This window comes from Paenibacillus forsythiae T98, from assembly GCF_000520735.1.
Lineage (GTDB): Bacteria > Bacillota > Bacilli > Paenibacillales > Paenibacillaceae > Paenibacillus_AQ > Paenibacillus_AQ forsythiae.
Window position 1 is genome coordinate 1 of the sequence record NZ_ASSC01000090.1, and the last position, 10844, is coordinate 10844.

Annotated in this window: 15 protein-coding genes and 1 pseudogene; 11 read left to right on the forward strand and 5 right to left on the reverse strand. The window is 52.6% G+C overall.

The annotated features are described in order from the left end of the window. The 7 genes and pseudogenes from L692_RS0103110 to L692_RS0103150 form a co-directional block, all read left to right on the forward strand. Positions 1 to 432, forward strand: a 432-nt coding sequence (locus L692_RS0103110) for a YdcF family protein (RefSeq protein WP_025697118.1), incomplete at its 5' end; no start/stop codon positions are given. 13 nt (positions 433 to 445) lie between these two features. Continuing rightward, positions 446 to 964, forward strand: a complete 519-nt coding sequence (locus tag L692_RS0103115) for a DUF6886 family protein (RefSeq protein WP_025697119.1) — start codon at positions 446 to 448, stop codon at positions 962 to 964. Between the two features lie 74 nt (positions 965 to 1038). Continuing rightward, positions 1039 to 1692 (forward strand): annotated as a pseudogene (locus L692_RS0103120) (FecCD family ABC transporter permease); the annotation flags it as partial. Between the two features lie 388 nt (positions 1693 to 2080). Continuing rightward, the gene (locus L692_RS0103130; RefSeq protein WP_025697123.1) at positions 2081 to 2539 is read left to right on the forward strand and encodes a GNAT family N-acetyltransferase; all 459 of its coding nucleotides are present in this window, start codon (positions 2081 to 2083) and stop codon (positions 2537 to 2539) included. Between the two features lie 9 nt (positions 2540 to 2548). After that, complete coding sequence (locus L692_RS0103135; protein ID WP_036721715.1) at positions 2549 to 3244, forward strand: HAD family hydrolase; 696 nt, start codon at positions 2549 to 2551, stop codon at positions 3242 to 3244. A 2-nt stretch (positions 3245 to 3246) separates the two neighbouring features. Then, on the forward strand, positions 3247 to 3681 hold the full coding sequence (locus tag L692_RS0103140; protein WP_025697126.1) for a GNAT family N-acetyltransferase: 435 nt from the start codon (positions 3247 to 3249) through the stop codon (positions 3679 to 3681). Positions 3682 to 3812: 131 nt separating this feature from the next. Further along, positions 3813 to 4607, forward strand: coding sequence for a Cof-type HAD-IIB family hydrolase (locus L692_RS0103150; RefSeq protein ID WP_025697128.1), 795 nt, complete (start codon positions 3813 to 3815; stop codon positions 4605 to 4607). 239 nt (positions 4608 to 4846) lie between these two features. Here L692_RS0103150 and L692_RS0103160 read toward each other — a convergent pair whose 3' ends face one another. The 3 genes from L692_RS0103160 to L692_RS0103170 all read right to left on the reverse strand — a co-directional run bounded on the left by L692_RS0103160 (position 4847) and on the right by L692_RS0103170 (position 5981). Next, entirely contained in the window at positions 4847 to 5056 is a 210-nt protein-coding gene (locus L692_RS0103160; RefSeq protein WP_025697130.1) for a hypothetical protein, read from the reverse strand. A gap of 177 nt (positions 5057 to 5233) precedes the next feature. Continuing rightward, positions 5234 to 5434, reverse strand: a complete 201-nt coding sequence (locus L692_RS0103165) for a hypothetical protein (protein ID WP_025697132.1) — start codon at positions 5432 to 5434, stop codon at positions 5234 to 5236. A 259-nt stretch (positions 5435 to 5693) separates the two neighbouring features. Then, on the reverse strand, positions 5694 to 5981 hold the full coding sequence (locus tag L692_RS0103170) for a hypothetical protein (protein WP_025697134.1): 288 nt from the start codon (positions 5979 to 5981) through the stop codon (positions 5694 to 5696). Positions 5982 to 6445: 464 nt separating this feature from the next. On the opposite strand from L692_RS0103170, the gene rnhA reads away from it, so the two are divergent. From rnhA to L692_RS0103185, 3 genes are all read left to right on the forward strand, one after another. Further along, positions 6446 to 7114, forward strand: coding sequence for a ribonuclease H (rnhA, locus tag L692_RS0103175; protein ID WP_025697136.1), 669 nt, complete (start codon positions 6446 to 6448; stop codon positions 7112 to 7114). 146 nt (positions 7115 to 7260) lie between these two features. After that, positions 7261 to 7929 carry a uracil-DNA glycosylase gene (locus tag L692_RS0103180; RefSeq protein ID WP_025697138.1) on the forward strand — a complete coding sequence of 223 codons (669 nt, stop codon included), beginning with the start codon at positions 7261 to 7263 and terminating at the stop codon, positions 7927 to 7929. A 35-nt stretch (positions 7930 to 7964) separates the two neighbouring features. Beyond that, positions 7965 to 8369 carry a hypothetical protein gene (locus tag L692_RS0103185; RefSeq protein WP_025697140.1) on the forward strand — a complete coding sequence of 135 codons (405 nt, stop codon included), beginning with the start codon at positions 7965 to 7967 and terminating at the stop codon, positions 8367 to 8369. An 89-nt stretch (positions 8370 to 8458) separates the two neighbouring features. Here the strand turns inward: L692_RS0103185 and L692_RS0103190 are convergent, their stop codons facing one another. After that, positions 8459 to 9538 carry an AI-2E family transporter gene (locus tag L692_RS0103190; protein WP_025697142.1) on the reverse strand — a complete coding sequence of 360 codons (1080 nt, stop codon included), beginning with the start codon at positions 9536 to 9538 and terminating at the stop codon, positions 8459 to 8461. Positions 9539 to 9732: 194 nt separating this feature from the next. Further along, positions 9733 to 9894, reverse strand: coding sequence for a hypothetical protein (locus L692_RS32350; protein ID WP_198027694.1), 162 nt, complete (start codon positions 9892 to 9894; stop codon positions 9733 to 9735). Positions 9895 to 10054: 160 nt separating this feature from the next. On the opposite strand from L692_RS32350, the gene L692_RS27660 reads away from it, so the two are divergent. Continuing rightward, a complete protein-coding gene (locus tag L692_RS27660) occupies positions 10055 to 10549 on the forward strand; it encodes a Crp/Fnr family transcriptional regulator (protein ID WP_084463059.1) in 495 nt (164 codons plus the stop codon). Positions 10550 to 10844: the final 295 nt, after the last annotated feature.

The window sequence follows — 10844 nt, forward strand, 5'->3', positions numbered from 1 at the left end:
CTGCATCGTCTGACGGGACTTCCGGTGCTGTTCAGCGGCGGGCAGGTCTTTGCAGACAGCGGAAATGAAGGCAATGTGGCCCGCAGGCAACTGATCGGACTGGGAGTGGATGAACAGAGCATTCTGATCGAGAACCGCTCGCTCAATACGGAGCAGAATGCCGAGTTTACGGCCGCGCTCATGAAGGAGCACGGGCTAAACCGCCCGGTGCTGGTCACTTCGGCATTTCACATGCCGCGGGCGGTTGCGGAGTTCCGGCAAGCCGGAATGGAGGCGCAGCCGTATCCGACCGATTACCATACGAGCGGCGCCGCCTCAGCCGCCTGGTATGCGGGCAAGCTGGCCCCAAGCCCCGGAGCGGCCGAGACGGTTGGAACGGCGCTGAAGGAATATCTCGGATTATTGGCCGCCGCGATCAGGGGACAACTATAACCAAGGAGGCTCTATGCTATATCACTTTAGCGAAGATCCCGGCATCGAAATTTTTCATCCGCGCCAGTCGAAGTCCTTTCCGGGATTGCCGCCCGTCGTCTGGACCATCGACCGTGAGCATGCCCCGCATTATTACTTTCCCCGAGACTGCCCCCGGGTAATCTATGCGAAGCCGGAGAAGGCATCCGGGGAAGACTTTGGAAGCTTTTTTGAGCATACGAGCGCGGATAAGGTTATTGCCGTCGAGAAGGCTTGGCTGGAACGTATCCGCGAGACGCGGCTGTACAAATACACGTTTTCGGAAGAGCCCTTCACGTTATTCAATCAGACCGCCGGGTACTATATTTCGCGGCAGGAGGTAAGGCCCGTAAAGGTGGAGCCGATGGGCGATTTGTTGGACAAGCTGCTTCAGGAACGGGTCGAGCTGCGCTTTACACCAAGTTTGCATCCTCTGCGGAACCGGATCATCCAATCCGCCCTGGATTTTTCAATCATTCGTTTCGGGAATGCCGCGCCAGAGAATGTGCCATAATTAAGACAAAACCTCCCCAAAATTTGATAAAAAACGACAAAAACCATTGACAACAACAGGGGTGGTCATTTAAATTCTCTATTCTTATGATGTACTCCTTTCTCGGAGCGGGGATCGCAGTGGGAATCGTGTATGGCATTGGCTCCATGTCCAGAAGCGGTCTGACTCAGATTCGCCTTGTACTGGCCGGTTCGGCGGTCAGCGCGCTGCTGGTTGCGCTCAGTCAGGGCCTCTCGATCTATTTTCAGATTGGACAGGATTTGGCTTACTGGTATGCGGGGGGCTTGGCGGGAATCGAGTGGGCGGAGATCAAGATCATGTTCCCGTGGGTTGCAATTGCCTTTATAGCCGCCATGGTGCTGTCCCGTTCCATTACGGTACTCAGCCTCGGGGATGATGTAGCCGCCGGACTTGGGCAGCGGACCTGGCTGATCCGGCTGGCGGGAATCGGTGTCGTGCTTGTTCTTGCCGGGGCGTCGGTGTCGCTTGTGGGCTCGGTCGGCTTTGTCGGACTCATCGTTCCGCATGCGGCGCGATATCTTGTTGGTATGGATTATCGCCGGATTATTCCCTGCTCTGCGGTGCTGGGCAGCCTGCTGATGCTGGCGGCGGACCTGGGCTCGCGCCGGATCAATCCGCCTATGGAGACGCCTGTCGGTGCGCTGTTGGCCTTGATCGGGATACCGTTCTTCCTGTGTTTGTCCCGGAGGAAAGGAGCAGATAACTGATGTCGATGCCTCAAGACTTACCGCCCGAACAGGTCAGAAGGGCGGGAAATATAGCCGTGATGACTGTTCTGGGCCTCCTGATTGCAATCACCTTCATTATAAGGAAACTTGTTGGTTAGGAAAGCACCGTAACGCGGAAGAAAGAAGAACATCGGAAAAGCCGGATGAGGGAAAACTTCACGTCCGGTTTGATGCAGGGGGAGCTGGAAAAGTAAAGAAGAGGGCTCTCGCCCTCCAATGAAATTTCAGTTCTCTACTCTACAATGTCTACAGGCTCAAGGCTAAGGGAGGAAAATGAGCAAAGGGATGGAATAACATTAGATAACAAAACAGATTCACGCGGAAGAGCTGCCGTGGATGTGAAGCTGACCATTAGGAGAGATTGCACATGATGAATATCGAACTGGTACAGGTTGCCCCGGAGCATCCGGACCTGGCCCTGCTGATTGCACGGCTTGACCGCTATCTGTTTGAGCTTTACCCGCCGGAAGAAGTCTATCTGGTTGATTTCGAAGATCCCTGCGTAAATGATATTTATTTTATTGTCGCTTATCTGGATTCCCGCCCGGTCGGGTGCGGGGCAATTAAAAAGCTGGACGAAGCGCATGTGGAGCTGAAGCGGTTTTTCGTGGAACCGGAGTTCCGTAACAGGGGAATCGCCCGAAGGATTGTGCGGCGGCTGGAAGAGGAAGCGGCTAAGCAAGGGTATCAGGGAATCAAGCTGGAAACGGGAGATCAGCAGACGGAGGCCGTCGGATTTTATAAAAAGAATGGTTACGTCGAGATCCCGCGCTTTGGAGAATACGCCGCTTGTCCATCCAGCCTGTGTTTTGAGAAGAGACTATAGATGACAAGTATGCATGAACAATCAGAAGAAGGTGATCGGTTGAATTATTCACACATCCTGTTCGACCTGGACGGGACGTTGACGGACCCGAAGCTGGGCATAACCAAGTCGGTGCAGTACGCGCTTGCCAAATTTGGCATCGCCGAAAATAATCTGGATCGATTGGAGCCGTTCATCGGACCGCCGCTGGCCCATTCGTTCCGGGAATTTTACGGTTTTTCGGAGGAGCAGGCCTGGCAGGCTGTACAGTATTACCGCGAGTATTTTGCGGACAAGGGGATTTTCGAAAATGAGCTGTACCCCGGCATTCCGGGGCTTCTTGACATGCTCACCCGGCGGCAGGCCGTTCTCATCGTGGCGACCTCCAAGCCGCTTGTGTTCGCGGAGAAGATCCTGAAGCATTTCAAGCTGGAGCATTTTTTCCATGCGGTGGTCGGGAGCGGTCTGGATGGAACCTTGTCGGACAAGAGCGAGATCATCAGGAATATACTGGAAAAAGAAAATCTGGAACCGGCCCGCACGGTCATGATCGGGGACCGGAAGCATGATATTATCGGAGCGCATAACAACGGAATATCGTCGATTGGCGTCCTTTACGGATACGGCAGCGCGGCTGAGATGGAAGCTATCCGGCCGACATACTGTCTGCATACCGTGCAGGATCTGTATGAAGCCTTTGCTTCGGATGGGGAGGCGGCAGGCTAACGATGCTCTCTATCAGGAAGATCGGCAAAGCGGATTTGCCAGATTTAAACGGCTTATATGAGGAGCTTACGGGACACAAAAGCAATGAAGCCAAGCTGTCCAGCGTATTCGAATCGCTTGAGTATAATGACAACTACCTTCTGCTGGGCGCTTTTAAAGGGGATACACTGACTGGTTCGCTGATGGGCGTCATTTGCCAGGATCTTGTGGGAGAATGCAAATCTTTTATGGTCATCGAGAACGTCGTTGTTGCGAGCGGGTTCAGAAGACAAGGTGTCGGCAGGGCATTAATGCAGGCAATTGAGCGGGAGGCACGTGAACGGAATTGCACTTATATCATTTTTGTATCTGGCGGCCAGCGGGCGGAGGCTCACAAGTTCTACGAGCAATTAGGCTATAGGGAAGAGAATGTGGTGGGGTTTCGCAAGCATTTTTAGATAACTGGGGATGATCAAGGTATGATTCAATTGTTTGCGGCGGCGAATAAGTCCGGTTTCTATCAAAAGTTCGGGTTTGAAGAGCGGCCCGAGGCGGCGCCGGGAATGAGATGGGTCAAGGAGAGGGACGCATGAACATCGCCGCCATCGTGCTTGATCTTGACGGAACCCTGTTAAATTCGGAGAAGAAGGTTACAGACAGAAATCTCAAAGCCATTCTTGCCTGCCATCAAAGAGGAATGCGAATTATTTTTGCGACGGCCCGGCCGCCGAGATCGGTTAAACGGATGCTGCCTGCGGAGCTGTATGATATAGGCTCCTTCGTCTTTTACAACGGCGCTATGGTGAGCTGCGGACAAGCCCGTATTCACGCTCATTATTCCATCTCTTCGATATTGTCGCGGGACTTGCTGGACTATTGCGCGGAATGCCATCCCGATATGGTTATCGGAGTGGAAGTTCAGGATGAATGGTTCAGTCTGCGTGAGCTGGATGATTCCGTAATTAAACATGCCCGGGAACGGCCCGTTCTGAAGACGATGGAAGAATTACGGCAGTATGACGCAACCAAGATTCTGATCAGCGGACTTCCGGATTACAGCTTCTTGTTCGAGAGGTTTGGCTCCAGCCTGAATATGATTCTTACCGACAATGGAACGCTGCTGCAAATCATGTCCAAGGAAGCTTCCAAGGAGCAAGCCGTTCGATTCCTATGCGGCGAATTCGGCATTTCTCCGGGTGAGGTTATGGTATTCGGCGATGATTATAACGATGTCGGCCTGTCTGAAGCTTGCGGGTACGCTGTAGCGATGGGCAATGCGGTCGCCCCTCTCAAAGACATGGCGACAGAGGTCACGGCCAGTAATGAAGAGGACGGCGTTGCGCTTGTGCTGGAGCGATATCTTTTGACGATAATAGCTGAATGACGGGCGGGAGGAGAGGAAAATATGAATCAGCGGGAATATCGGACGTAAAAAGTCAGTTGGGTTCAGAGCCCGGATGTTCCGGCAATTTCAAGAGACTTGTATAAGCGGAGCGAGCCGTCCTCCGGCGAGGGAGCTTTCCTGAATGCGGGCATCTCGCTTCGGACGGTCAGCTTGGCGCGGTTAAAGTATGAGGATACTTGGAAAACGGAACTTCAATCCGATTATCCGGTTTGAAGTGCCTAGTGCTGGAACTTGGTGTCCGATCTGGAGTACAGTACCACCGATCCGTCAAAGTTTTTCAGCTTTACATACTCATCGGAGAACATTTGGACAAGCCCGGCGCCTATGCGGGAATACATGCCGTCAGGACCGATCTGCAGGGCGAACACGTATTTTTGCGCCAGCGCGGCGGTGAAAAATTCGGCATTTTTCATAATCGTATATGGCATGATTTTCCCTCCTGGTTTTCTTGGACTAACATATAGGAGCGCGTTAATTTGCTAAATTATACATCGGCGTTTACAAAGTTTCAATAAGTTTTCAGTATGGTCACATTTTAGAATTCAGAGCAGCAAAAAAGCAGCTTCAGGCGCTGAATGCTTGGCCCTTCGCTGCTATTTGAAACGCTATGTTCTGCTCTTGATGCCGCGATTAACGTCATCAGGTCTTTCCCCGGTCAGACTTTCCTCAATATTGTCCATAATGCCCTTGACGATATCTTCCACCTTGGCCGTAGATCCTTCCCGCGCTGCTGTGGGACTATCCGGCTCGGGGATCGGTTCAACGCCGCTTCCCCTGGGGTTCGCCCGCTTGTGCTTATCGCCCAAGTCGCTCATTCCTTTCCGTTAGAGTTGCTTACTAGGCTGCGCGAAAATGAGCTTTTTATGTAGGCCCGGTAATATAGGCGGTGTCCGGAAAAATTAATGCCATGCTCCGGAGCGGTGCGAACCATCTCTTGACCGGAGGATGATGTATAACCAAAAGTTGGCGGCAACGCGCGCGGCCCTCCCCCACAGGAGGGGGAGGGCCGGCCGTATTAGGACGAGCAAATACATAATGGTTGGAGCAAACCGCTGCCGCAGAAAGCTAGGATTGCAACATGGACAACGCTTTCAATTTCCAGGCGACAATCTCTTTGAAAATGTCCTTAATGCTTAAATCCAAGCGCTTTCTTTGAACTTTGAGAATGTCTTCCGATTTTACGCATACCTTCCTTCCGTAGACCGTAACCTCCCATTCATATCCGGAGCCGGAGGTCCTTCTGACCACAGACATTTCGTATGAGGCCTGGCGCGCCTCGTCATTGATGGCCTGAACATCCCGTGACAGACGTTCGAGTCTTTCAGTAGCAGCGTTGTGAAACAAGAGAACCATAATTGCCCCTCCTAATAGTTTGATAGCATAACTTTATCGATCATTGACGGCGCTATACTGACTTCTAAAGTGTATGCTCTGTACTGTATGTATAGTATGATACCGGAACTCGCAGCAGGAGTGAAGAGATGTTTTTGTCGGAATCATTCGAATCCCAAAAATAGCTACATGGACCCAAAGCGCTTCGCAAATCTCTTCACATGAAACGTTTACATCCTTGATTTTACTTGATATTTGAAATATCCATTTGGTATATCATACGCAATGTCGACATTTTGCTTACTTAAGTATTAAACCGCAGAAGATTTGTCGAAACATCCGGAAACAAACTTTGATTTTCCGGCTGTATTTAGTTGTGTCTTCTCCCTTTGTCATTTACTATAATCAATAATGCATTTATCGGCCTAAGCAGTATGAGGACATCATGCGCTTTTTGAAGGAGCGGCAGGAAGGAGCAGATCAACGTGGCAAAGCAGAAATATTATGTGGTATGGGAGGGCCGGAAGCCGGGAGTATACGCGACATGGGCGGAATGCAAGCAGCAGACGGACGGGTTTACCGGAGCCAAATACAAATCCTATGAGTCGAAAGCCGCTGCCGGGGAGGCATTCCGGGCGGGGTGGAAAGGCAATTGGGGCAAGGCGGGGGCCAAACAAGGCGGCGCGGCCGGAGGGGCTCGGGAAAACCGTTCTTCTGGACGGACAGGGTCGCAGACATCCGCGGAGGCCATCGATTATGACAGCCTCTCGGTTGATGTGGGCACGAGGGGAAATCCCGGACCTGTCGAATATAAAGGAGTAGATACACGGACGGGCGAGGTGATCTTTTCCTGCGGTCCGATCAGCAAGGGTACGAATAATCTCGGCGAATTTCTGGCTATTGTGCACGCCCTTGCGCTTCTGAAGAAAGAAGGCAGCAGCAAGACGGTGTACAGCGACTCGGTTAACGCCATGAAATGGGTCAGGGAAAAGAAGGTTTCGACGACCCTGCCCCGGGATCATACGACGGAGGAAATCTGGGGACTTATCGACCGGGCGGTGAACTGGCTTCAGACGCATACATACGATAATAAGGTACTGAAGTGGCAGACGCGGCTGTGGGGAGAGATCAAGGCGGATTACGGAAGAAAATAGGAGAGAAGCGTCCCTGCCTCTTTCTTCCCGGAACCGGTGAACCGGGCAGCCGCCCGCCCGCCTCCGGGTCGGGATTTGGCTGATCGGTTAATGGAGAGCAGGGAGCGAATCCATACTGCAAGAAGATTTGGAAGGGGAACGGTATGATATTCGGCAACGATTGGGATGAAGTATTGCATGACGAGACGCAGAAGCCGTACTTTCAGGAACTGCGCTATACACTAGCCAGAGAGTACAAGCAGTATACGGTGTATCCGCCGAAAGAGCTGCTGTTCTCCGCCCTGAAGCTGACGCCCTATAACAAGACGAGGGTCGTCATTCTGGGACAAGACCCTTATCACGGCGCGGGACAGGCCCAGGGGCTCAGCTTCTCGGTGATGCCCGGAGTGCGGATTCCGCCCTCCCTGCGCAACATTTATGCCGAGCTGGAAAGCGATATCGGCGCCAAGAGTCCGAATCACGGGTCGCTTATGCATTGGGCGGAGCAGGGGGTGCTGCTGCTCAATGCGGTGCTGACAGTGCGCGAAGGCCAGCCGAATTCGCATAAAGGAATGGGCTGGGAGCGGTTTACGGATGCTATAATGGAGAAACTGAATGAAGGGGACACGCCGCTGGTCTTCATTCTATGGGGGAGCCATGCCCAGCAAAAGGGCGCCTATATCGACCAGAGCCGTCATCAAGTGATCCGGTCGGCGCATCCGAGTCCGTTCTCGGCTCACCGGGGCTTTCTCGGCAGCCGTCCGTTCTCGCGGACCAATCAATTTCTGAGCGCTCACGGCCAGGAGCCGGTCGATTGGACCCTGCCGAATATATAAGGAACAAGGACGGTTAAGGCAAAGGGGGCATTGAAATGAGACATTGGGTAGGCAAGCCGGTTATCGCATATCTGGGAAAGCCTCCTTACGTTACGATGAGGGGGGTGCTGCGCAAGTGGGACAGCGCCGCGGGGCGCGTTGTGATCGGCCATCAGGAGGCCGGGGTCCCCATTCGCGACATCGCGATGATCAAGGCGCTGGCCCAGAAGGAACGGGCGCTCCCTCCGGTCCTTCATCCCGTCGGCTATATATTGAAAGACCGGCTCCAGTTCGATAATGCCGTCTATTTCAAATCGGCGGTCACGGTCTGGAAGGGGGACAGGCTGATTGCGCTTCATACGACCCTTGTTTCCCATACGAAGGGATCGGTTACTTTGGAAGACGGAAGAACGCTAATGAAAGGGACGCATCTGTTTGTCGTCCGCTCGCTGAGAGGCTAGGCTGCGTCTTCGCCATTAACCGCAAGAGAAGCCCTGTCTGCTAATCACGCAGGCAGGGCTTTTTCATACATCGTTTAACCGGCTGCTAGTTACATTTCGCTTGTCCGCTCCGCAACAATAATTTCATAGATCCGCAGAAAAATAATTTTGACGGTCATATAGACCGGCAGCGCAATCAGCACACCGATGATACCGTAGAATTCCCCGCCTATCAGTACAATAATCACCGTAGTCAGCGGATGGACATCCAGCGATTTGCCGTAAATGATCGGCGTCAGCAGATTATCCTGAATTTGCTGCGCAATGACGATAATGACCAGCGACCATAAGGCCGTCATGGGAGATTCGATAAAACTGACGATGACAACCGGAATCGAGGCGAGGATGGCGCCGATGTAGGGAATAAAGTTCAGCGGCACCGAAATGATGGCAAGCAGCAGGGCATAAGGCAGACCAAGCAGAGCAAATCCGATAAAGAGGATAAGGCCAAGGATCAGGTTCAGAATTACCCGGGTAACGATGAAGCTGCTAAGCGCCGAATCGACCTGCTCCAGCATCTCCTGCCCCTCGCTGCGATATTTTCGCGGAACGAGACCAAGGAGAATACGGGGCAGCTTATGGCTGTCTTTCAGCATGTAGTACAAAATAATCGGCAGCGTGGCCACAACGACGATAATGTTGGAGATGACGGTAATCAGATTGCTGATGGAGTTCGTCACCCAGGTTACGGCGTTTTGCAGGTATTCGGTCAGCCGGACGGTCAAATCCGATTCTCCTTGGAAGAACCGCGCGAACAGCGGGTTCTCGCGCAGCCGGTCAAGCTGGCCTTGGAGATCACGGACGAGATACGGGGCATTTCGGATGAAATTCTGGATCTGATCCTGCAGCGTCGGCCAGACGGCCACCCAGAAAACCGCGAACAGCGCAATAAACACCGCATAGATGAGCAGGATGGCAATGGGGCGTTTGAGCTTTCTTTTGTCCAGATAATTGACCAGCGGGCGAAGCAAATAATACATGAATCCCGAGAGCATCATCGGTACGAGCAGCAGGTTGATGATGGTTGCCACGGGCGAGAACAAAGCGATAACCTTGGAGCCGAGATATAGAATAAGCAGAAGAAATATGATGCCAAGCGTGGTTCGAAAGAACTTGTTCTGCAGCAGCAAGGGGCCGCACCTCCTTATTTGGACCGGATCGTATGTATGATGATTTCATGCCGGGCAGACGGACTCTATTTAATAGTTAAACCCGATTCCGGGTTTATAACCGCCGGCTTCAATTCAAAGAACAGAACGGAGGGCATGCCAAACAGGCTGTCTTCCCGGAAATCTCGGACTGGGGGACAGCCTTGCTTTCATATTTATTTTGTTTTTTTGTTATTTTCTGCTTGAGTAACTTCCTTTGCTTTTACGAGGGACATGAAAAAGAAGAAATCGCCCAAAGCGCTCAGCGCTGCGGCGATGATGGCGTAATCTTCGGCGGACAGTTCGTCTTCCCGGGGGATACTCTTCTTGCTTGCCACCTTCTCTCACCCGCTTCATCTGGTCGTATGCTACAAGGTATGCCGCCAAGAGCAAAGACGGAATAGGCGGATTAGATGTATTTTCCGGGCTTCTTGAGCAGAGAGGGGCATATTGATTATACTTGATGAATCGGACAACTTTGGAAAAAGGAGGATCGGGATGATACTGCATAAAGGGGAGATTTTATTCAGGCAGGGAGATGGCTGCGACGCCCTGTACCATATAAAAAGCGGTTTGTTCAAGGTGACCAGGCTGCACGAGAACGGAAATATTGTCCTGTTCAACATCCTGTATCCCGGCGAGACGGTCCCTCATCACTCGCTCATTTCACCTAAAGAGACCCATGGGACGGCCACAGCGCTGATGAGCAGTGAAGTGGAGCGTATCCCGGCGTCGGAGTGGTACCGTCAGCTGCGGGAAGAGCCGGGCAAGGCGATGGAAATCGCGCTTCTGTTGCAGGAGAAGGTCAGATTCATGCAGACCCGTCTGGACCATCTTACGGTTGGAGCCCCGGCGGAAAGGCTTGAGCTGCTGAGCGGATGGCTGCGCGATTATTCGCACGGGGTCCCGCTGACCGAGCTGCTGACCCAGGAAGAAATCGGGCAGCTGATCGGCGTCCGCCGGGAGACGGTGAACCGGCTGCTGAGAGGCTGAGCGGGCACTTTTTCATGGAAGAACCTGTCTGCTTGTTTGGTAATGACTTATTCTGTGATATAATGGGATCAGCATTCCAAACAAAATCGAAAGGATCAGGATACCATGTGTCCCCGAAGGACGAATTCCCAAAGGACGATTTGGAAACGTTATGATCTGTCTTATACTTAGCTTCCCCGTAGAAGGTGTGTAATGTCAATTGACCACAGCCGCCTCTGCGAAGGAAGGGAATGGGTATGCGAAGGAGAAAGACAACCGGTTCACCCCGTCGTAGAGGCTGGGGGGGGGGGCGCCG